The following is a 20141-nucleotide window of genomic DNA, read 5'->3' on the forward strand; positions in this document are numbered from 1 at the left end:
ACCGGGGTCGGTGGCCTCATCCATCCCGGTTTCCTGTTCTGGAATCACGAACCCCTTGCGCCTGTGGGCAGTTGCTCGCGAGCATCGATCGCAACGTGACAGCAAGAAGGGAACCCCGTGAAGGTCACCAAGCTTGTGAGTACGTGCGACCTCAAAGACTGCCCGACCATCTACGCCACCGACAGGGACACGTTCCTGGTTCAGGGTGAGACCCCTACCGACCACGGGCTTGAAATTCCCGCACACGAAACCGTGGTCGAAATCCCGCAACAACTTGTCCTCGACCTTATTCGGAAGGGTCTTCGTGGCGCCTAAGACTCTGGGGGAGCTGTTCGAGACCTTCACGCGGGAGGCATTCCGGCTAGAGACGCTGGATGACTACAGCAAGTCGGGAAACGTGGACGCCTACCGGGCGTTCCTCGCCGGGGAGCCTCAGCCGGCCGACTACAACGAAGCATGGGTGTCAGAACTCCGCTCCCACACAAGCAAGGGCAAGCGAGTCTATCGCGTTCACATCCTCTCTCGCCCCCTCACTCCCTACCTACGATTCGAGTTGGGTTGGGGGTATCGAAAGAATGCGACAGGTGGCGAGGAGTTCTTCATTCTCGACACCACCGAACAGCCAAACCCCCTGGAAGGGGTTCCTGACTTCTGGTTGACAGATAGCCGCACGCCCGGGGTGATGAACTACTCGGAAGACGGGGCATTCCTTGGGGCTGAAATCCTCCCCGATGAACGGGCCGTAGAGTTCACCGCCTACAGGGATACGGCTTTGGCACACGCTGTACCGTTCCCCGAATGGTGGGCGAAGCACGGGGAGTGAACAGAGCACAGCTAGGGGCCGCACTGCGGGCGCTTCGGCAGGCATCTGGGAAGGAAGCCAAGGCCGTCGCTCGCAGTGCTGTCATGTCTCCAAGCAAGCTGAGCAAGATTGAAACGGCTAAGGTCGCTCCGTCCGTCGCAGACGTTGAGCGCATTCTTACAGCCATCGGCGTTTCGGATGAGGTCAAGGCAGAATACCTAGAGGCTGTCAGAGCGGCAGCCACGGAAACCACGGCTTGGCGCCTTATCCGACGTATGGGAGTGCATAAGGCGCAGCAGCAGACGCGGTCCCTAGAGGCCCAAATGACGTTGCTGCGACTCTTCCAACCGGCTTTGATCCCTGGACTCCTACAGACCCCTGAATACATCCGAGCGATTCTCTCCCGGCACGACCTCGGCGAGGACGTGCTGACACGGACTATCAGTGCCCGGATTGAACGGCAACAGGTGCTCTACGATTCATCCAAGGAACTCAAGTTCGTCATCACGGAGTCTGCACTTCGGTGGCGCATCGTGTCAGCCGCCAGGATGGCGGAACAGGTAGACAGGCTGGCCTCTCTTTCGCGACTGCCAAGCATAGACATTCGGATTGTCCCGTTGGCTGCACGACAGCAAGACATAGCGAATCACGCCTTTGTTATCCGGGATGATCGGACGGTCACTGTCGAGACGGTTCACGCAGAGATCGTCGTGACCGACCCCCGAGACGTTGCGCTGTATGTGCAAAAGTTCGAGGGGTTCGCCTCGATGGCACTATCCGGTGACGCCATGCGGGCCACGCTCGAAGCAATCCGAGACGAGCTTTTGCGCGAGCAGGAAACCGGCTAGAACCTCGGCCCATCGCTCGGACACCATTGGCTGTCGATTCCCGGAGACAGCGGCGAAGGAGTGCGTGCGCAATGGCAACCAAGACGGACACGTTCGAGTACGCGACGTACACGCAAAAGCGGGAGACGTGCCCGTCATGCAACATGCCCATCCCCCTTCACCACCTCGCCCGGCGGGGGATGCTCGGCGGGCAGGACGGCCCGCCCAAAGTCGCGTACTGGCACACCCGGTGCGTCAAGGCGGACGGATCACGCTGATGACGCGCTCAGTCATTCGGCACACCGAGCATCGGATCATCAGCGACCCCGAGACCTCGCCCACGGTGGTTGCGAGCTGTCTCTACGCAGAATGTGGCTGGGCTGCCGTTCCCGGCCCTGACGTGGCCGAGGTTGACCGGCAGTGCATGACCCACACGGGCCTGAACGCCGTACGCGGCCGCTTTCTCGGAGGGTTCGAGGACATCGCCCTTGTTGATCGGGTCGACACGACCTGACACAGACTCCCGCCCCCGCCAGGGCGGGTCAGAAAACACAGCCTTCACGCCCACCTATGAGCGAAGGAGAGATGCAATGCCCAAGCATGGCGGAGGTACCGGCAGCGGCCAGGGCGGCAGTCAGCAGGACGACGGCAGCAGCGGGCGCGGACACGGAGGAGGCGGCACCGACACCGGTAGCGGCGGAAACTCCTCCGACGGCTCCGGCCCCGCGAAGAAGTAGGTCAGATGACCGCGCGCACAGAAGAGGCGGGCCCCCAGGGGCTCGCCTCCGCGCTCGTCCAGTCGGGCGCTCTGCACTCCGATTGGCTGCCGACATACAAGGCAGTCCCCCGAGACCTGTTCGTGCCTGACCGCATTTGGCCAGGCATCCCTGACGGCACCCGACAGAACCCTTTAGTGGACCGCACCACGGACCCCCATGCCTGGTTCCGCGCCGTGTTCTCCGACATCCCTCTCACGACGCAGTGGGACGACGGCAACCATGCGGGTGACGGCCTCGGCACCACCCCGAGCAGCTCCAGTTCCCAACCACACATGGTGTTCTCGATGCTGGCCGATCTCGATGTGAGGGACGGGCATCGGGTCCTTGAGATCGGTACAGGTACGGGCTGGAACGCCGGTCTTCTCTCGCACCGGCTCGGGCCCGGCAACGTGGTGTCGATCGAGTTCGATCCCGAGGTAGCGAAGGGGGCAGGCAGGAACCTTCGGGCCGCTGACCTCTCGCCTTTGGTGATCGTGGGAGACGGCCGGCTGGGCTACGCGGGAGGGGCACCGTATGACCGTGTCATTGCGACGTGCTCGATCGGTGAAGTTCCCTCCGCGTGGGTCGAGCAGACCGCTACCGGCGGCGTCATCGTCGCCCCTTGGGGAACGGTGTACGGGGGCGAAGCCATCGTCCGCCTGACCGTGAACGGCGACGGAACCGCGAGCGGCCGTTTTACCCGCTCCAGTGCCTTCATGCGCCTGCGGCAGCAGCGCCAGAACCTGCCCCCGCATGACGCATACCTCCAGGGGCAGCAATGGCCCGCAGACGGCGAAAGGAGCACGACGACGCTGTCACCCGCCGAGGTCGGCGGATGGCTCGAACAGTTCGTGATCGGGCTCCGCATGCCCGGGGCGTTCTGGCGGGTAGAGCGCTACGAGGACGGCGCGTACACGCTGTGGACACACAGCACGGACACGAAGTCGTGGGCCTCGGCCGACTATGAGCCGGGGCGGCAGGAGTACGAGGTGGTCCAGTCGGGCCCCCGCAAGCTGTGGGACGAGACGGAAGCTGCGTACCGCTGGTGGGAGCAGCAGGGCCGCCCCACGTTCGAACGGTTCGGCCTGACCACTGACAGCAACGGCGGACGGGCGTGGCTCGACTCCCCGAACAACCTGGTACCGGTTCACCGGTTCGCATAGAGGACCGGAAACGCAAAAGGAACCCCCAGTGGAAGCTGGGGGTTCTTCGCTTTGCGGCTGAGATTGGCTAGCCGCAGCCTTCACCGTCTGGACCGAAGCAGGCTCGGCGAGAGAAACGCCGGCCATACGCATGGTGAGCCATACGGGTACCGACGTGTCCTCTCCATCCCGGTCCGCGGCCCGGGTCTGTAGTACGACGGCCTGAGGGCCCCTCCCCCGTGCGGGGGAGGGGCCCTCACGCATGTCGTCCGACGGGCAGATGGATCGCCGGAGGCCCCGCGAGAGGCTGTTGCCGTATCCGAACGGCACACCGTCAACGGGAGTTCACGATGAAGAACCGCAAGCGCGCCCTCCTCCTGGCCGGATGCGCCGCCGCCCTGGTGGCGTCGCTGATCGGCGCGGCTCCGGCCCCCGCGGCCCCCGCGGTGCCCGCGGCGCCGGCCGCGTCGAAGCTCGCCTCGGTGCACGGAGGCGGGACGGTGTCCTACCCCTACGTCCCGAAGGAGCACGACATCCGCTTCACGGTCGACGCAGACGCCGTCCCGTGGAGCAGGCCCTTCCCGGCGCCGGGCGGGGAGCAGGGCATGCCGGTCGATGCGCGCGGCAAGGTGACCGTCTACCACGCCATGCCCGATGCGGGCTTCACCGGCGTCGCCGAGGCGGAGGTGGACTGCATGGTGACCGGCGGCAGGACGGCCACGATCACCGCGGTGGTCACGTCCTCGAACGTCGGCTGGGAGGGCAAGCGGATCGGGATCAGCGTCCAGGACGGCGAACGCGGCGGGCCCGACCGGGTGGGCTTCTCGTGGGGCATCGCCAACGTCGACGTGAAGCCCGACGGCTCGGTGTCCGAGCCGCGCGTGGGCACGTGCATGGCCCCGGCCCCCTTCACGGAGGTCACGAAGGGCGGCTTCAAGGTCACCCCGGCGCCACTGGCCCCCAAGCCCCACTGAGCAGTCCTGTCAGGGCTCCCGCTCCGCGGAGCCATCTCCCCGCACCCCGCACCCCGATGTAACGAACTGTTCGGTCACCGGGTCGGCACCGGCTCCGCGCAGCACCACGCATCCGGATAACGTCTGATCCATGAATCGGCAGTACGCGCAGTCCGTCACCGCCCGCGACGTGCGGGTCATCGCCCATCGGGGGGCCTCCCACGAGCACCCCGAGCACACCCTCGCCGCCTACCGGCAGGCCATCGCCGACGGCGCCGACGCGCTGGAGTGCGACGTACGGCTGAGCGCCGACGGGCGGCTCGTGTGCGTGCACGACCGGCGGGTGGAGCGGACCTCCGACGGGCGCGGAGTCGTCTCCGCCATGACGTACGAGGAGCTGGCCGCGCTCGACTTCGGCGGCTGGAAGGGGGAGGAGCACCGCGGGGCGCAGGTGCTGCTCTTCGAGGACCTGCTCAAGGAGGCGCTGGCCGCCGACCGGCCCGTCGGGCTGGCCGTCGAGACCAAGCACCCCACCCGCGCAGGCGGACGCCTGGAGGCCGAGCTCGTACGGGTCCTGAAGGACCACGGGCTGGCCGACGGATCCGACGGCCGCATCGAGGTGATGAGCTTCTCCCGCAACGCCCTGACCCGGCTGAACCGGCTGGCTCCCGGCCTGCCCGCCGTCTACCTGATCGAGCGGCGGCTGCGGCCTGCCCGGCCGCCGTTCGCGGGGCACGCCGGGCCCGGTATCGACCTGCTGCGCAAGGATCCGGGGCTGGTGGCGCGGCTGAAGGCCAAGGGGCTGCGGGTGCGGGTCTGGACGGTCGACGAGCCCGAGGACGTGGAGCTGTGCCTGCGCCTCGGCGTGGACGCCATCATCACCAACCGGCCGCGCGAGGTACGGGAGCAGCTCGAAGCGCTCTGAGGACGGCCGTTCAGAACGCCGGGTACCCTGCCTGCGGGTCACGAGGAAGTGGATCCCCTTGCCCAAGAGGAGGAGAACGGCGAGAAGAGCGGTGACGGCCAGGAGGAGGATGGTGACGAGGATCGGAGTGCTCCCTTACGAGGTCTGCACGCGCCCGCCTCGGGACGAAGCCGGCGAGCCTGCCGCAGGATACGGACGTGCGTTCGGGCCCGGCGGTTGCGGACATGGGAGCACCCGGCCGGAACGGTCCGGCCGGGTGTGGGGGGTTCGGGTCGTACGGGGCGGGGTTACGCGCTGCGTCCTCTACACGAAGCGCTGGTTCGCCGAGCCGTTGCAGGTCTGCAGGCGCAGCTGGTCGTGGGCGGCGGCCACGGTGAGACACATGCCCGGGGCGGCCGCGGGGTGCAGGGTGGCGCCGTCGCGGACCCACTGCTGGTTCGCGCCGCCGTGGCAGTTCCAGATGATCAGGCCGGTGCCGGCCCCGTAGTTGGCGCCCGGGGCGTCCAGGCAGCGGTCGTGGGTGAGCTCGATGTGGACGGACTTCTTCGCGGAGTCGTACCACCAGCCCTGATTGCGGCCGCCGTGGCAGTCCCAGCCGATGACCTTGGTGTCATTGGCGCTGGCGCCGCCGTTGGAGTCGAGGCAGTTGCCGGTCGCCTCGTTCTTCAGCGGCTTGTACAGGTCGTCCCAGGCGCCGGTCTGCAGGACGGGCGTGCCGGTGCTCGCCGGGTCGGCGCAGGAGGCCTCGCGCAGGCCGGAGTCGTAGAGCTGGGTCAGGCAGGCCGCGAAGGCGCCGTGGCCGCGGTAGTTGGGGTGGAAGGACTGGCGGGCGGTGTTCTCGTCCCACGGGAAGTGGTCCCCGAGGTCCAGGTAGAGGCCGCGGGCCCAGGTGTCCTCCATGCACACCTCGTGGCCCTGGAAGAGCCGCGAGTTGTCCAGGTACGTGGCGCCCGAGGCCAGGGCCGCCGCGCGCATGCCCTTCTCGAAGGTGGGCACCGCGTAGTTGCGGCCCCAGGCGGCGTCGGAGTCGTAGCCGGCGCAGCCTCCGGGGAGCTTGCCGGGGAAATTCGGGTTGTCGTAGAAGTCGGGGCCGATGGGGCTGGGGTAGCCCATCACGACGAGCTTGTAGTCGGAGTCGGCGTACCCCGCGTCGCGCATGACCGTCTTGAGGTCGGCGACGGTGGACTCGACCTTGGGCTTCAGGCCGTCGACGCGCGCCTGCCAGCCGGGGCCGTACTTGGGCTCGCAGGTGCCCTGGCTGAGCACCCAGCGGGTCACGCAGTCGGTCATGACCGGGCCGAACTGCAGGTCGTCGTTGGCTCCGGCGACGAGCAGCACCATCTTGATCTTCGTGTTGCGCGCCTTGACGGCCAGGCTGTCGCTCTGCACCAGCTCGTCGGCGTACTGCTTGCTGCCGCCGATCCGGATGTTGCCGGTGTAGCCGCCGGAGCAGGCGACGTTGAAGGTCAGGTCGGCCGGGATGCCGGTGCGGTGGATGGCGGAGTCCGGCGAGCGGTGGCACTGGTTGTTCGGGGTGTTGGTCGCCGGGTCGTAGTTGCCCACGCCCTCGCCCGAAATCTCGCTGTCGCCGAGCGAGATCAGGCCGGTCTTGCGCTCGTTCAGCGGGCGGATCGCCGCGTCACCGTAGATCTTGACGGCCTCCGCCGCGCGGATGGCCTCCAGTTCGGGCGAGAGCGGGGTGGCGGCCGCGGCGGGGGTGGTCGCCGCCTGGGCCATGGGGGTGATGGCGGTGACGCCCCCGAGGGCGGCCGCGATCGCCGCGACGGCGGCGAAGGTAGATCTGAGCCTGGGTCTCGTAGGTACACGTGTCATGAACGTCTCCCCTGTCGGTGTTACCCACGGTATTTACTGGCCGGTAGGGGAGTTGGGAACACTTCGAACAAGACAATTGCTCAACTTTTTGAGGAGGCCACGAAGATGACGAACGATCAGCAGGCCCAGGGATCAACGGGCGAGTACCGGATCGAGCACGACTCGATGGGCGAGGTACGCGTGCCCGCGCACGCCAAATGGCGAGCTCAGACCCAGCGCGCGGTGGAGAACTTCCCCGTCTCCGGGCAGCGCCTGGAGCGCGCCCACATCGAGGCACTCGCCCTGATCAAGGCCGCGGCCGCCGAGGTGAACGCGAAGCTGGGGGTGGTGGACGAGGGCATCGCCGACGCGATCCGGTCCGCCGCCGCAGAGGTGGCCGAGGGGCGCTGGGACGAGCACTTCCCGGTCGACGTGTTCCAGACCGGGTCCGGGACCTCGTCCAACATGAACACCAACGAGGTCATCGCCACCCTGGCCGGCGAGCGGCTCGGCCGCGAGGTCCACCCCAACGACCACGTCAATGCCTCGCAGAGCTCCAACGACGTGTTCCCGTCGTCCATCCACATCGCCGCGACCGCCGCCGTCACCCGCGAGTTGATCCCGGCCCTGGAGCACCTCGCCGCCGCCCTGGAGCGCAAGGCCGCCGAGTTCGCCGAGGTGGTCAAGGCGGGCCGCACGCACCTGATGGACGCCACCCCGGTGACGCTGGGCCAGGAGTTCGGCGGGTACGCCGCCCAGGTGCGCTACGGCGTCGAGCGGCTGCGGGCGGCGCTGCCCCGGCTGGCCGAGCTGCCGCTGGGAGGGACCGCGGTGGGCACCGGGATCAACACGCCGCCCGGGTTCTCCGCGGCCGTCATCGCCGAGGTGGCCGCCGCGACCGGGCTGCCGCTGACCGAGGCGCGCAACCACTTCGAGGCCCAGGGGGCGCGGGACGCGCTGGTGGAGACCTCGGGAATGCTCCGTACGATCGCCGTCTCGCTGACCAAGATCTCCAACGATCTGCGCTGGATGGCTTCGGGGCCGCGGACAGGATTGGCCGAAATCAATCTGCCCGATCTCCAGCCGGGCTCGTCGATCATGCCCGGGAAAGTCAATCCGGTGGTCCCGGAGGCCGTGCTCATGGTCGCCGCGCAGGTGACGGGGAACGACACGACCGTCGCGGTGGCGGGCGCGGCGGGCAACTTCGAGCTCAATGTGATGCTCCCCGTGATGGCGAAGAACCTCCTGGAATCGATCCGGCTGCTGGGCAACGCGAGCCGCCTGCTGGCCGACCGCACGGTCGACGGGATCACCGCGAACGTGGCGCGGGCCAGGGAGTTCGCCGAGTCCTCCCCCTCCGTGGTGACCCCGCTGAACCGGTACATCGGCTACGAGGAGGCGGCCAAGGTCGCCAAGAGGGCCCTCGCGGAGCGGAAGACGATCAGGGAGGTCGTACTCGAGTCCGGCTACGTCGACCGCGGCGACCTGACGCTGCAGCAGCTGGACGAGGCGCTCGACGTCCTGCGGATGACCCGGCCCTGAAAACGTTTCCGGACTGGGGGTCCCCCCTGACGGAGTCAAGGGGGAGGGCCGGATTCGGTCGTTTCCCGTCCCCGCGCACCTCCGTGACCTGCACCGCAGCGGGCGCGGGGGCCCCCGCCCTAAGATCTGCGCATGACAGGTACCGCAGGCCGCGGGGGCGGCGACGCGCAGGGCACCCGCTGGCGGCCCGGGGAGCAGATCCTCTGGCGCTACCGCGACCACGCCCCGGGCCTGAAGGGCGCGGTCCACATCTGCCGCCCGGTGACCGTGGTGCAGGACACCGACGAGCTGCTGGCGGTGTGGATGGCCCCCGGCACCGAGTGCGTCAAGCCGGTGCTGTCCGACGGCACCCCCGTCCACGAGGAGCCGCTCGCCACCCGGTACACCGCTCCGCGCACCACCGTACGGTCGCGCTGGTTCGGCGCCGGCGTGCTGAAGCTGGCCCGGCCCGGGGACCCGTGGTCGGTGTGGCTGTTCTGGGAGCACGGCTGGCGGTTCAAGAGCTGGTACGTGAACCTCGAGGAGCCGCGGACCCGGTGGTCCGGCGGGATCGACTCCGTGGACCACTTCCTGGACATCTCCGTCTACCCGGACCGCACGTGGAAGTGGCGGGACGAGGACGAGTTCGCGCAGGCCCAGCGGTCCGGTCTGATGGACGCGGAACAGGCCCGCCGGGTGCAGGTCGCGGGGCGGTCCGCGGTGGACGTGATCAAGGCGTGGGGGGCTCCGTTCTCCGACGGCTGGCAGGACTGGCGGCCGGATCCCGCCTGGGGAGTTCCGGCCCTTCCCGAGGACTGGGACCGCACTCCGGCGCATATGACCTCATGAGACCCTTGATGCGCCCCCGGGGTTCAAACGTAAGATCTCCCTCCGCGGGTCGCGCGCGGGAGACGCGCTCGTCCGCACATCCGTAAATGTCGTGCCGTATGCGGGACTTGACCGGAGGTCAACGCAGAGCAAGAGGTAACGAGCGGGACGCGGTACCGCGGGGTGATGGTGTCCCCGCCGCTGAGCGGGTATACCGCGACTGACCGAGTTGAGTGCAGCGCACATCGAGCGCAAACGGACGGAATTCCACGCGTGACGGAGTACCCCACCTCGCAGGAGGGCCCGCAGCCTGCCGCGGCCGCCGCGACACCGGCCCCGGGCGGCTCCGCCATGCCTGCCTCCTCCGGAGGCCCGGCGGACGAACTGGGCCACGGCAAGGCCCCCGTTCCCGCCGCCGAGGCCGTACGCGGTTCGGCCGCGTCCGGCGACGACCCGGTCCGCCCGGTCCGCGCGCACGCGGAGGCCGCCGGCCGGGGCTCGGACGTCCCGCGCCCGCGCGGCGAGGGCGTGCCCGCCCCGCAGGACGGCACACCCCGCCCCGGCCGCGGCCGTTCGCGCGCCACCCCGGCGCAGGGCGCGGCCGGCCGCCGCGGCCCCGACGGCGAGGCGGCCCGCAATGCCGCGCGCGAGACCGCAGCGGGCGGATCCCGGCGGCGCGACGGCGAAGCCGCACGGAACGCCGCGCACGCGGCAGCCGCCCACGACGAAGACCCAGCCTCCGCAGCCCTGCCCGTCGGGCGGGCCCACGAGGCCCCGGACGCGGGCCAGGACCGCCGGGCAGCCGCGAAACCGGACGCCTCCCGCCCCCGCGAAGCCGAACCGGACGCGGACGCACCCGCGGGCCGCGAAGGCCAGGCCGCCGCAGGCGGCGAAGGCGCAGCCGCCGGGCAGGCCCGTGAAGGCCGCATCCCGGCAGACACGGACCCCGCCCGCACGACCGGGGCCGGCGCCGCCGGGCCGGCGTACGAGGGGCAGGGCTCCGCAGTGGCCGATGTCCTCGGCGGGGGCGCGCCGGTGCCGGACGGCGGGATGGCGCGGCGCGAGGGGGACCGGCTGCGCTTCGTCGGGGCCGCCACCCGGCGGATCGCCCGCGGCATCGACCTCGACGAGATCGTGCTCGGACTGTGCCGGGCCACCGTGCCCACTTTCTCGGACGCCATCCTCGTCTACCTGCGGGATCCCCTGCCGGTGGGCGACGAGCGTCCCGTCGGCCCGGTCGTTTTAAGGCTGCGCCGCACCGACCGGCTCCGGCCGATCGACGATCTGACCGGAGCGGACGGCGCCGGGGCCGCGGGGGCCGCCGGCGAGCTCGACTTCAGCCAGCTGCCGTTGGTCGGCCCGCAGGGTGACCTGCCCGCGGCCGAGCTGTGCGAGATCCGCACCGGCGGTGCGCTCGCCGAGGTCCTGCGCGGCGTACGGCCCGTCTTCGGGTCCGCCGCCGGGGCCAAGGACGCGCTGGCGGAGCTGCTCGGCTCGGAGCACCCCGTACCGCGCGGCCAGCGTGCCATCCTCGCGCCGCTGCGCGGCCGCCGCCGCGTCATCGGCGCCGCGGTGTTCCTGCGCAGCCCCGAGCGGCCCGCGTTCGAGCAGAACGACCTGCTGGTCGCCGCGCAGCTGGCCACGCACACCGCGCTCGGCATCGACAAGGCGGTCTTGTACGGCCGTGAGGCGTACATCGCCGACGAGCTCCAGCGCACCATGCTCCCCGACAGCCTCCCCCAGCCCACCGGGGTCCGGCTCGCCTCGCGCTACCTGCCCGCCGCCGAGACGGCCCGGGTCGGCGGCGACTGGTACGACGCCATACCGCTGCCCGGCAGCCGGGTCGCGCTCGTCGTCGGCGACGTCATGGGCCACTCCATGACCTCCGCCGCGATCATGGGCCAGCTCCGCACCACCGCACAGACCCTGGCCCAGCTGGACCTGCCGCCCGCCGAGGTCCTCCACCACCTCGACGAGCAGGCGCAGCGCCTCGGCTCCGACCGGATGGCCACCTGCCTGTACGCGGTCTACGACCCGGTCTCGCACCGGATCACCATCGCCAACGCCGGCCACCCTCCGCCGGTGCTCCTGCACCTCGGCGGCCGCGCCGAAGTGCTCCGCGTGCCCCCCGGCGCCCCCATCGGCGTCGGCGGCGTGGACTTCGAGGCCGTGGAGCTGGACGCCCCCGCCGGGGCCACGCTGCTGCTGTACACCGACGGCCTGGTGGAGTCCCGGCTGCGCGACGTCTGGACCGGCATCGAGCAGCTCCGCGAGCGGCTCGCCACCACCGCCCAGCTGACCGGCCTGGACCATCCGCCGCCGCTGGAGGCGCTCTGCGACGACGTCCTGGACATGCTCGGCCCGGGCGACCGGGACGACGACATCGCGCTGCTCGCGGCCCGCTTCGACGGCATCGCGCCCAGTGACGTGGCGTACTGGTTCCTGGACCCGGAGGAGACCGCTCCGGGCCGGGCCCGCCGGTTCGCCCGCCGCGCGCTGACCCGGTGGGGCCTGGAGGAGCTCCAGGACTCCCTGGAGCTGCTGGTCAGCGAGGTGGTCACGAACGCCGTGCGGTACGCGGAGCGGCCCGTGACGTTGCGCCTGCTGCGGACGGACGTACTGCGCTGCGAGGTCGGCGACGACTCCCCGCAGCTGCCGCGCCAGCGCCGGGCCCGGGACACCGACGAGGGCGGCCGCGGGCTGTTCCTGGTCAACCGGATGGCCCGCCGCTGGGGCGCCACCCGGCTGAGCAGCGGAAAGGTGGTCTGGTTCGAGCTCCCGTTGCCCGGGGCGAACGACCGGCGTTGACCGGGCAGGCGTAAAGCCGGACGCGAGAACACCGCCGCCCCGCAGCATGGATGCTGCGGGGCGGCGGTGCGTCAGGGGCCGTACGAGCGCGCTACGGGAGCGTGATCGGCGGACTCTTCGTCGGGTCCGGGGTCTTGGACGGGTCCGGGGTCTTGGACGGGTCCGGGCTCTTCGACGTGCTCTTGGTCGGGTTCGGCGAACTCTTGCCGGGGTCCGGGGAGTTCTGCGACGGCGAGACGGGGGCCGACGGCGTGACCGGGGCCGAGGAGCTCGCCGACGGGGAGCTGCTGCGGGTCGGCGCCTGCGAGGCGCCCATCTTCGCCTCGGAGAGGTCGAACTCGCCGGCGTCCACGCCCTTGAGCGCGGCCAGCGTGTACGCCTTCCAGATCTCGGCCGGGAAGCTGGAACCACCCGCTCGGCCACCGCCCGCGGTACCGGTCAGGGTGACCTGCTTGGCCGTTCCGGGCTCCTCGCCGAACATCGCGACGACGGTGACGAGCTCCGGCGTGTACGCGGTGAACCAGGCGGCCACGTTGGACTCGGTGGTACCGGTCTTGCCTGCGGCCTCGTAGGCGGAGCTCTTGACGGCCTTGCCGGAGCCGTCGTTGACGACGCCGGTGAGCACCTTGGTCACCGTGTCGGCGGTCTCGCGGGTGATGGCCTGGCCGCCCACCGACTCGATCGGCTTGGGGACGCGGGTGGCGTGCTTGGCGCCCTTGATGATCGTCGGGGTGACCTTCTTGCCGTGGTTGTCGAGGGTGGCGTAGACGCCGGCCATCTCCAGGGTGTTGGCGCTCATGGTGCCGAGCGACATGGCCGGCTTGTCCTCCGGCCAGCCGTCTCGGTCCTTCATGCCGAGCGCGAGGGCCGTCTTCTTCACGTTCGGCGGGCCCACGTCCACGATCATCTGCGCGTAGACGGAGTTCACGGAGGAGTTGGTGGCCGCCTGGACGGTGAGGTACGGGTCGCCGTAGTTCGCGTTGTCCTGGTTCTGCGGCGCGAACGGGGTGTCGCTGCCGACGACCGGGCGCTTGCTGGTGCCGTCGTAGAGCGCGTTCGGGGTGATGGGCTTCTTGTCGTGCGTCGTGGACTTGTTCTCCAGGGCGGAGGCCAGCACGATCGGCTTGAAGGTCGAGCCGGGCTGGAAGTCCTGGCGCAGGGCGTTGCTCGCCCAGTGGTCGGAGAGCCCGGTGCCGCCGTACATCGCGACGACCGCACCGGTCTTCGGGTCCACGGAGGTGGCGCCTGCCTGCACGCTCGCGTCGACCGGCCGGTCCTTGCGGTCGAGCTTGGACTCCAGCTCGTCCTGGACGGCCTTCTCCAGCGCGGCCTGCTTCTTGGGGTCGATGTTGAGGGTGATCTCCCAGCCGCCGGCCTGCAGCTCCTGGGCGGTCATGCCGGTCTGCCGCCGCAGTTCCGCGTCCGCGGCCTGCTTCAGGTAGCCCTTCTGGCCCTCCAGGCCGGGGGCGGCCTTGGGCTTGGTCGGCATCGGCAGCTGGAGGTCCTTGCGCTTGGCGGGGTCCAGCTCCTTCATCTCGACCATGTTGTCGAGCACGCCGTTGAAGCGGATCTTGACCAGCCGTGTGCCGTTCGGGCCCGCGGTCGACAGGTCGTAGTCGCTGGGCGCCTGGAGGACGGCCGCGAGGTACGCACCCTGCTCCAGGGTCAGCTTGTCGACGTCGACGCCGTAGTACGCCTGGGCGGCAGCCTGGATGCCGTATGCGCCGCGCCCGAAGTAGCTGGTGTTCAGGTACCCCGCGAGGATGTCGTCCTTCTCCATGTGCCGGTCGACCTTGAGGGAGATCACCAGCTCCTTGAGCTTGCGGGTCGCCGTCTGGTCCTGGTTCAGGTAGAAGTTCTTGACGTACTGCTGGGTGATCGTCGAACCGCCGGCCTTGCCCTTGCCCGTGGCCGTGTTGAACAGGCCTCGGGCGATGCCGAGGAAGTCGACGCCGCTGTCCTTGTAGAAGGACTTGTTCTCGATGGCGATGAAGCCCGTCTTGACGTCCTTGGGGACCCGGCTGATCGGCACGATCTCGCGGTTCATCGAGCCGTCGCGCGCCATGATCGAGCCGTCCGCGTACTTGTAGACGTTGCTCTGCTTGATGGCGTCGGCGTTGGGGTCGGGCTCGTCCACGTAGAAGTAGAGGGCGACAAGTGCACCCATGCCGAGCAGGATCAGCCCGAAGAGCGTCCCCAGGATCTTCTTCCAGGTGAAGAAGCGACGTATGCCGGTCGGCTTGCCGGCACGCCCCTTTTTCCCGGTGGCGCTCCCACGCGGCGCCCGCCGCGCACTGCGCTGCTGCGCCTTACGCGCTTCTGCTCGGCCCATCGCTCCCGCTCCGCTCGATTTCCCCCCCGACGTCAGCTCAGAAAGCTAACACCGCAGGTTGTGACAAAGGTTGGCCAACCATGGCCAATATCGGTCAATTCGGACGTGAGAATCAGCACCCACATCAAGGGAACCGACGCGCGGCAAGCCCATAGGGTTGCGGCAGCCTGAAAAAGTGATATCACTTTGCTAGGCGGCTCGACCGGCCGCGACCAAGCGAAACGGGGCAGATGATGACGAACTCGGCGGCGACCGCTGGAGACGTACGGGAGTTCACGGCACGCAGCATGGGCGGCGGACTGGCCCTGGTACTGGGGCTGTTGGCGGCGGCGGCCGGCGCGGGCCTGATCGCCCTCGGCGTGACCGCCGACGGCACGGTGATGCACGCGTCCCTGATACCGGCGGGCGTCCTGCTGATCCTCCTCGCGGTCATCTCGATGAGCGGGCTGAACACGGTGGCTCCGGGCGAGGCCCGTGTGGTCCAGCTGTTCGGCCGGTACCGGGGGACGGTCCGTGCGGACGGCCTCCGCTGGGTCAATCCGCTGACCTCGCGGGAGACGATCTCCACCCGGGTCCGCAACCACGAGACGGCCGTCCTGAAGGTCAACGACGCGTACGGCAACCCGATCGAGCTGGCGGCCGTCGTGGTGTGGCGCGTGGAGGACACCGCGCGGGCGAAGTTCGAGGTGGACGACTTCACGCAGTTCGTCGAGACCCAGACCGAGGCCGCGGTCCGGCACATCGCGATCGAGTACCCGTACGACTCGCACGAGGAGGGCGGGCTCTCGCTGCGCGGCAACGCCGAGGAGATCACCGAGAAGCTGGCGCTCGAACTGCACGCGCGGGTGGAGGCGGCCGGCGTCCGCATCATCGAGTCCCGGTTCACGCATCTCGCGTACGCTCCGGAGATCGCCTCCGCGATGCTCCAGCGCCAGCAGGCGGGCGCGGTCGTGGCGGCCCGCAAGCAGATCGTCGAAGGGGCGGTCGGCATGGTCGAACTGGCCCTGACCCGCCTGGCGGAGGAGGACATCGTGGATCTGGACCCGGAGCGCAAGGCCGCCATGGTCTCGAACCTGATGGTGGTCCTCTGCGGCGACCGGGCGGCCCAGCCGGTGGTCAACGCGGGCACGCTCTACCAGTGAGCCCCGCCGGCGAGCCGCAGGACCGGGAACCGGGACAGGGCCCCGGCGCGGGCCAGGGCCAGGAGCGGGCCGCGCGCCCCGGGCGGCAGGCGCGCAAGCAGGTGCTGCTGCGGCTCGACCCGCAGGTGTACGACGCCCTCGCGCGCTGGGCGGGCGAGGAACTGCGCAGCGCCAACGCGCAGATCGAGTTCCTGCTGCGGCGGGCCCTGTCCGAGACGGGCCGCCTGCCGGGCGGGGCCGGCCCGATCCGGCCGCGCGGGCGCCCCCGCAGCTCGCCCGATTCCTGACGGCAGCTCCCCGGGCAAACCCCTGTCGGGCATCTCCGGCCGACCGGGCCGGAGACCGGCCGGCCACCCGCAGGGACCTGCCCCGACCGTACGGCGGGACGTCGTACGCGCTGGAGGACAAGCCGAGCCCCGCCGCGATGCGCGAGGCGGCAGAGGCGGGCAAGCTCGCGCCCCTCGGCCACACCCACCAGAACCCCTCCTACGCCACCGCTGCCGGAGCAGCCGTCTCGTACTGGACGTACTTGAGCTTTCGGCCGGTGCGGCGAGAGTGCGTGCCGGGCGTCCGCGACGGGGCGAACGTTGCCTGACGCGGCACACGGCCTTCGGCCCCCTTCCCACGGCCACGGGAGCAGGCCGAAAGTCATCTCTACACCGCATGTATACATCGTGCGTATACACCGCATGTATAGTCCTCGGCATGTCCATCGGTCACACGCTCCTCGGCCTCCTCGAGGCCGGTCCACGCCATGGTTACGACCTCAAGCGCGCCTTCGACGAGAGATTCGGCCACGACCGCCCCCTCGCCTACGGACAGGTCTACTCGACCATGTCCCGCCTCCTGAAGAACGGCCTCGTCGAGGTCGAGGGGATAGAGAGCGGCGGCGGGCCCGACCGCAAGCGGTACGCCATCACCGACGCCGGCATCACCGACGTCGACAGCTGGCTCGCCCAGCCCGAGAAGCCCGAGCCCTACCTCCAGTCGACGCTCTACACCAAGGTCGTCCTCGCCCTGCTCACCGGCCGCAGCGCCGCCGACCTGCTGGACACGCAGCGGGCCGAGCACCTGCGGCTCATGCGCATCCTGACCCAGCGCAAGCGCAAGGGCGACTTCGCCGACCAACTCGTCTGCGACCACGCCCTGTTCCACCTGGAAGCGGATCTGCGGTGGCTGGAACTCGCCGCTGCCCGCCTCGACCAGCTCGCCCAGGAGGTACGCCGATGACCCCGGCCGGCACCCTGCTCTCCGCCATGGACCTCCGTAAGGCGTACGGGCCCACCAAGGCCCTCGACGGCGCCGAGTTCTCCATCCACCCCGGCGAGGTCGTCGCCGTCATGGGGCCCTCCGGCTCCGGCAAGTCGACCCTGCTGCACTGCCTCGCCGGGATCGTCACGCCCGACTCCGGCACCATCACGTACGCCGGCCGCGAGCTGTCCGCCATGAACGACGCCGAGCGCAGCGCCCTGCGCCGCAGCGAGTTCGGCTTCGTGTTCCAGTTCGGGCAGCTCGTCCCCGAGCTGAGCTGCGTGGAGAACGTCGCCCTCCCGCTCCGCCTCGCCGGCGCCAAGCGGAAGGAGGCCGAGCGGACCGCCCTGCAGTGGATGGAGCGCCTCCAGGTCGAGGACCTCGGCCACAAGCGGCCCGGCGAGGTCAGCGGCGGTCAGGGCCAGCGCATCGCCGTGGCCCGCGCCCTGGTCACCACCCCCCGGGTGATCTTCGCCGACGAGCCCACCGGCGCCCTCGACTCCCTCAACGGGGAGCTCGTCATGCAGCTGCTGACCGAGGCCGCCCGGTCCGCGAACACCGCCGTCGTCCTCGTCACCCACGAGGCCCGGGTGGCCGCGTACTCCGACCGCGAGATCGTCGTACGCGACGGCAGGTCGCGCGACATGGAGCGGATCGTATGAGGGCGCCCGGCACCCGCAGCTCCTGGGTCAAGGACCTTGCCATGGGCGCCCGGTTCGCCTTCGCCGGCGGCCGCGAGGGCTGGACCCGCACCCTCCTCACCGGCATGGGCGTGGGCCTCGGCGTCGCGCTGCTGCTGGTCACCACCGCCGTGCCCAGCGCCCTGGCCGCCCGCGACCAGCGCGGCGCCGCACGCGAGACGATCACCTCTCGGACGGCCGAGCAGCCGGGGCGCGACACCCTGCTGATCGCCCGCGGGAACATGTCGTACCACTCGGACGACATCGAGGGGCGCCTCGTCCAGCCCGAGGGCCCGGACGCCCCGCTGCCGCCCGGTCTGAAGAAGTACCCCGGCCCGGGCGAACTGGCCGTCTCCCCGGCCCTCGACCGGCTGATGAAGACCGACGAGGGCAAGCTGCTCCGCGAGCGCCTCGACGGGAAGATCGTGTCGCTCATCGGCGACGCGGGCCTGGTCGGCCCCGGCGACCTGTACTACTACGCCGGCACCGACCGGCTCGCAGCGCAGGCGGACGGCTCGTACGTCGAGCGGATCACCACCTTCGAGAACACCGTCGAGGCCCCGCCGCTCGACCCCGTCCTCGCCCTCCTCGTGGTGCTGGTGTTCGTCGCCCTGCTGACGCCGGTCGCCGTGTTCATCGCGGCCGCCGTCCGCTTCGGCGGGGACCGCCGCGACCGCAGGCTCGCGGCCCTGCGCCTGGTCGGCGCCGACGGCCGGACGGTCCGCCGGATCGCTGCGGGCGAGGCGCTCGCCGGCGCACTGATCGGCCTGGTGCTGGGTACCGGCTTCTTCCTGATCGCCCGGCAGCTGGCACCGAACCTGAGCCTCCAGGGCCGCAGCGTCTTCCCCGCCGACCTCGACCCGCGCCCGGCGCTGGCCGCGCTCGTCGCGGTTTCCGTCCCGGCCGCCGCCGTCGCCGTGACCCTGTTCGCCCTGCGCGGCGTGGTCATCGAGCCGCTCGGCGTGGTCCGCACGGCCACCCCGCGCAGGCGCCGGATCTGGTGGCGGCTGCTGCTGCCGCTGGCCGGTCTCGGCCTGCTGGCCCCGATGATGGGCCGCGGCAACACCCACGGGCGGTTCAACCAATGGCAGGTCTCGGGCGGTGTGGTGCTGCTCCTGGTCGGCATCACCGCCCTGCTGCCCTGGCTGCTGGAGCGGGTCGTGGGCCGGCTCGGCGGCGCCGGCGGGGTCTCCTGGCAGCTGGCCGTGCGCCGGCTCCAGCTCACCAGCGGGACCGCCGCCCGGCTGGTCAACGGGATCGCGGTCGCGGTGGCCGGGGCCATCGCCCTGCAGATGCTCTTCGCGGGCGTCGAGGGCGACTACACCCGCGACACCGGCCAGGACCCGGCCCGGGCCTCGATGTCCATCCTCACCCGCTCCGGTACCGAGGATCACGTCGATGCTCTCGGCAAGGCGGTGGCCGGCACCAAGGGCATCCTCAAGGCCGTTCCGCTGACATCCGTTCCGGCCTCCCGCACCCCCAAGGCGCAGGGCGGTTCGATCGATCTCACCGTCGGGACGTGCGAGGCCCTGCGCGAGGTCGGGCAGCTGCCCTCCTGCAAGGACGGCGACGCGTTCGTCCTGACCGGCGCCCCCGGCGAGCCGGACGGGCGCACAGGAACCGCCGGGCCCGGCGACAAGCTGTTCACCGGGAACCTCTACGACCGCGAGGGCCCCGAGCCGAGCGTCTGGACCGTGCCCGCCGACGCGCGGACGGCGCAGGCCCTCAAGGACCCGAACGGCCGCCTGCGCACCGGCCTGCTGGTCACCCCGGCGGCCGCTCCCAAGAACCTGAGCGGCCGCGGAATGGCCCAGGTGTACGTGCAGCTGGACCCGAAGGTGCCGGACGCTCTGGAGCTGGCCCGGACCGCGGCCTACAAGGCCGACCCGCTGGCCACCGCCATGACCCTGCAGTCGTCCCGGACGACCACCGAGTTCGGCTCGATCCGGACCGGCCTGTTCATCGGCGCCACCCTGGTGCTGGTGCTGATCGGCGCCAGCCTGCTGGTCTCCCAGCTGGAGCAGCTGCGCGAGCGCAAGAAGCTGCTGTCCGCCCTGGTCGCGTTCGGCACCAAGCGCTCCACGCTGAGCCTGTCGGTGCTGTGGCAGACGGCCCTGCCGATCGCGCTCGGCCTGGCCCTGGCCACCGCTATCGGCCTTTCCCTCGGCGCGGTGCTGATGCGGATGACCAACGTGCCGGTCCGGATCGACTGGTCCTCGGTCGCGATGATGGCCGGCAGCGGCGCCGGGGTGGCCCTGGTGGTCACCCTGCTCAGCCTGCCGCCGCTGCTGCGGCTCATGCGCCCGGACGGCCTGCGTACGGAGTGACGCCGGGCGCGCGCAGGCCCGTGCGCCCGCTCC

General features: G+C 70.5%; 20 protein-coding genes. 18 read left to right on the forward strand and 2 right to left on the reverse strand.

Translation table 11 applies throughout. The features are described 5' to 3' along the window. The first annotated feature begins 117 nt into the window (after window positions 1-117). From AB0M76_RS11585 to AB0M76_RS11625, 9 genes are all read left to right on the forward strand, one after another. The gene (locus AB0M76_RS11585; RefSeq protein WP_365952658.1) at window positions 118-315 is read left to right on the forward strand and encodes a hypothetical protein; all 198 of its coding nucleotides are present in this window, start codon (window positions 118-120) and stop codon (window positions 313-315) included. Then, window positions 305-823, forward strand: coding sequence for a DUF6879 family protein (locus AB0M76_RS11590; protein ID WP_365952659.1), 519 nt, complete (start codon window positions 305-307; stop codon window positions 821-823). Before AB0M76_RS11585 ends, AB0M76_RS11590 begins: the two co-directional genes overlap by 11 nt. Continuing rightward, window positions 799-1650: a helix-turn-helix transcriptional regulator gene (locus AB0M76_RS11595; RefSeq protein ID WP_365952660.1), complete on the forward strand. Its 852-nt coding sequence runs from the start codon at window positions 799-801 to the stop codon at window positions 1648-1650. The genes AB0M76_RS11590 and AB0M76_RS11595 overlap by 25 nt, the downstream gene beginning before the upstream one ends. Window positions 1651-1721: 71 nt before the next feature. Next, entirely contained in the window at window positions 1722-1907 is a 186-nt protein-coding gene (locus AB0M76_RS11600; RefSeq protein WP_365952661.1) for a hypothetical protein, read from the forward strand. After that, window positions 1907-2143 (forward strand): hypothetical protein, encoded by a 237-nt coding sequence (locus AB0M76_RS11605; RefSeq protein ID WP_365952662.1) that lies wholly within the window; start codon window positions 1907-1909, stop codon window positions 2141-2143. The genes AB0M76_RS11600 and AB0M76_RS11605 overlap by 1 nt, the downstream gene beginning before the upstream one ends. Window positions 2144-2219: 76 nt before the next feature. Then, on the forward strand, window positions 2220-2366 hold the full coding sequence (locus AB0M76_RS11610; RefSeq protein WP_362626944.1) for a hypothetical protein: 147 nt from the start codon (window positions 2220-2222) through the stop codon (window positions 2364-2366). A gap of 5 nt (window positions 2367-2371) precedes the next feature. Then, complete coding sequence (locus AB0M76_RS11615; protein ID WP_365952663.1) at window positions 2372-3550, forward strand: protein-L-isoaspartate(D-aspartate) O-methyltransferase; 1179 nt, start codon at window positions 2372-2374, stop codon at window positions 3548-3550. A 329-nt stretch (window positions 3551-3879) separates the two neighbouring features. Then, complete coding sequence (locus AB0M76_RS11620) at window positions 3880-4503, forward strand: hypothetical protein (protein ID WP_365952664.1); 624 nt, start codon at window positions 3880-3882, stop codon at window positions 4501-4503. 130 nt (window positions 4504-4633) lie between these two features. Further along, the gene (locus AB0M76_RS11625) at window positions 4634-5407 is read left to right on the forward strand and encodes a glycerophosphodiester phosphodiesterase (protein ID WP_365952665.1); all 774 of its coding nucleotides are present in this window, start codon (window positions 4634-4636) and stop codon (window positions 5405-5407) included. A gap of 303 nt (window positions 5408-5710) precedes the next feature. Here AB0M76_RS11625 and AB0M76_RS11630 read toward each other — a convergent pair whose 3' ends face one another. Next, a complete protein-coding gene (locus AB0M76_RS11630) occupies window positions 5711-7240 on the reverse strand; it encodes a ricin-type beta-trefoil lectin domain protein (RefSeq protein WP_365952666.1) in 1530 nt (509 codons plus the stop codon). A gap of 105 nt (window positions 7241-7345) precedes the next feature. On the opposite strand from AB0M76_RS11630, the gene AB0M76_RS11635 reads away from it, so the two are divergent. The 3 genes from AB0M76_RS11635 (at window position 7346) to AB0M76_RS11645 (ending at window position 12376) form a co-directional block, all read left to right on the forward strand. Beyond that, complete coding sequence (locus AB0M76_RS11635; protein ID WP_365952667.1) at window positions 7346-8761, forward strand: class II fumarate hydratase; 1416 nt, start codon at window positions 7346-7348, stop codon at window positions 8759-8761. A 132-nt stretch (window positions 8762-8893) separates the two neighbouring features. Continuing rightward, entirely contained in the window at window positions 8894-9589 is a 696-nt protein-coding gene (locus AB0M76_RS11640) for a DUF402 domain-containing protein (RefSeq protein ID WP_365952668.1), read from the forward strand. Window positions 9590-10315: 726 nt separating this feature from the next. Next, window positions 10316-12376, forward strand: coding sequence for an ATP-binding SpoIIE family protein phosphatase (locus AB0M76_RS11645; protein ID WP_365952773.1), 2061 nt, complete (start codon window positions 10316-10318; stop codon window positions 12374-12376). Between the two features lie 91 nt (window positions 12377-12467). Here the strand turns inward: AB0M76_RS11645 and AB0M76_RS11650 are convergent, their stop codons facing one another. Beyond that, complete coding sequence (locus tag AB0M76_RS11650) at window positions 12468-14708, reverse strand: transglycosylase domain-containing protein (RefSeq protein WP_365952669.1); 2241 nt, start codon at window positions 14706-14708, stop codon at window positions 12468-12470. 230 nt (window positions 14709-14938) lie between these two features. Between AB0M76_RS11650 and AB0M76_RS11655 the strand changes: the two genes are divergently transcribed. The 6 genes from AB0M76_RS11655 (at window position 14939) to AB0M76_RS11680 (ending at window position 20108) form a co-directional block, all read left to right on the forward strand. Beyond that, the gene (locus tag AB0M76_RS11655) at window positions 14939-15850 is read left to right on the forward strand and encodes an SPFH domain-containing protein (protein ID WP_365952670.1); all 912 of its coding nucleotides are present in this window, start codon (window positions 14939-14941) and stop codon (window positions 15848-15850) included. Then, window positions 15847-16137 (forward strand): hypothetical protein, encoded by a 291-nt coding sequence (locus AB0M76_RS11660; RefSeq protein ID WP_365952671.1) that lies wholly within the window; start codon window positions 15847-15849, stop codon window positions 16135-16137. The genes AB0M76_RS11655 and AB0M76_RS11660 overlap by 4 nt, the downstream gene beginning before the upstream one ends. Before the next feature lie 137 nt (window positions 16138-16274). After that, window positions 16275-16445: a hypothetical protein gene (locus AB0M76_RS11665; protein ID WP_365952672.1), complete on the forward strand. Its 171-nt coding sequence runs from the start codon at window positions 16275-16277 to the stop codon at window positions 16443-16445. A gap of 110 nt (window positions 16446-16555) precedes the next feature. Next, window positions 16556-17080, forward strand: coding sequence for a PadR family transcriptional regulator (locus AB0M76_RS11670; protein WP_365952673.1), 525 nt, complete (start codon window positions 16556-16558; stop codon window positions 17078-17080). After that, entirely contained in the window at window positions 17077-17763 is a 687-nt protein-coding gene (locus AB0M76_RS11675; protein ID WP_365952674.1) for an ABC transporter ATP-binding protein, read from the forward strand. Before AB0M76_RS11670 ends, AB0M76_RS11675 begins: the two co-directional genes overlap by 4 nt. Beyond that, the gene (locus tag AB0M76_RS11680) at window positions 17760-20108 is read left to right on the forward strand and encodes an FtsX-like permease family protein (RefSeq protein ID WP_365952675.1); all 2349 of its coding nucleotides are present in this window, start codon (window positions 17760-17762) and stop codon (window positions 20106-20108) included. The genes AB0M76_RS11675 and AB0M76_RS11680 overlap by 4 nt, the downstream gene beginning before the upstream one ends. Window positions 20109-20141 lie beyond the last annotated feature (33 nt).

It is taken from the genome of Streptomyces sp. NPDC051364, assembly GCF_040682115.1.
Taxonomy (GTDB): Bacteria; Actinomycetota; Actinomycetes; order Streptomycetales; family Streptomycetaceae; genus Streptomyces.

Bases quoted from the DNA above. Each gene is read 5' to 3' on its own strand.
- AB0M76_RS11595 (WP_365952660.1), top strand. From the start codon at position 799: ATGGTGGGCGAAGCACGGGGAGTGAACAGAGCACAGCTAGGGGCCGCA.
- AB0M76_RS11600 (WP_365952661.1), top strand. From the start codon at position 1,722: ATGGCAACCAAGACGGACACGTTCGAGTACGCGACGTACACGCAAAAG.
- AB0M76_RS11605 (WP_365952662.1), top strand. From the start codon at position 1,907: ATGACGCGCTCAGTCATTCGGCACACCGAGCATCGGATCATCAGCGAC.
- AB0M76_RS11610 (WP_362626944.1), top strand. From the start codon at position 2,220: ATGCCCAAGCATGGCGGAGGTACCGGCAGCGGCCAGGGCGGCAGTCAG.
- AB0M76_RS11615 (WP_365952663.1), top strand. From the start codon at position 2,372: ATGACCGCGCGCACAGAAGAGGCGGGCCCCCAGGGGCTCGCCTCCGCG.
- AB0M76_RS11620 (WP_365952664.1), top strand. From the start codon at position 3,880: ATGAAGAACCGCAAGCGCGCCCTCCTCCTGGCCGGATGCGCCGCCGCC.
- AB0M76_RS11625 (WP_365952665.1), top strand. From the start codon at position 4,634: ATGAATCGGCAGTACGCGCAGTCCGTCACCGCCCGCGACGTGCGGGTC.
- AB0M76_RS11630 (WP_365952666.1), bottom strand. From the start codon at position 7,240: ATGACACGTGTACCTACGAGACCCAGGCTCAGATCTACCTTCGCCGCC.
- AB0M76_RS11635 (WP_365952667.1), top strand. From the start codon at position 7,346: ATGACGAACGATCAGCAGGCCCAGGGATCAACGGGCGAGTACCGGATC.
- AB0M76_RS11640 (WP_365952668.1), top strand. From the start codon at position 8,894: ATGACAGGTACCGCAGGCCGCGGGGGCGGCGACGCGCAGGGCACCCGC.
- AB0M76_RS11650 (WP_365952669.1), bottom strand. From the start codon at position 14,708: ATGGGCCGAGCAGAAGCGCGTAAGGCGCAGCAGCGCAGTGCGCGGCGG.
- AB0M76_RS11655 (WP_365952670.1), top strand. From the start codon at position 14,939: ATGATGACGAACTCGGCGGCGACCGCTGGAGACGTACGGGAGTTCACG.
- AB0M76_RS11665 (WP_365952672.1), top strand. From the start codon at position 16,275: ATGCGCGAGGCGGCAGAGGCGGGCAAGCTCGCGCCCCTCGGCCACACC.
- AB0M76_RS11670 (WP_365952673.1), top strand. From the start codon at position 16,556: ATGTCCATCGGTCACACGCTCCTCGGCCTCCTCGAGGCCGGTCCACGC.
- AB0M76_RS11675 (WP_365952674.1), top strand. From the start codon at position 17,077: ATGACCCCGGCCGGCACCCTGCTCTCCGCCATGGACCTCCGTAAGGCG.
- AB0M76_RS11680 (WP_365952675.1), top strand. From the start codon at position 17,760: ATGAGGGCGCCCGGCACCCGCAGCTCCTGGGTCAAGGACCTTGCCATG.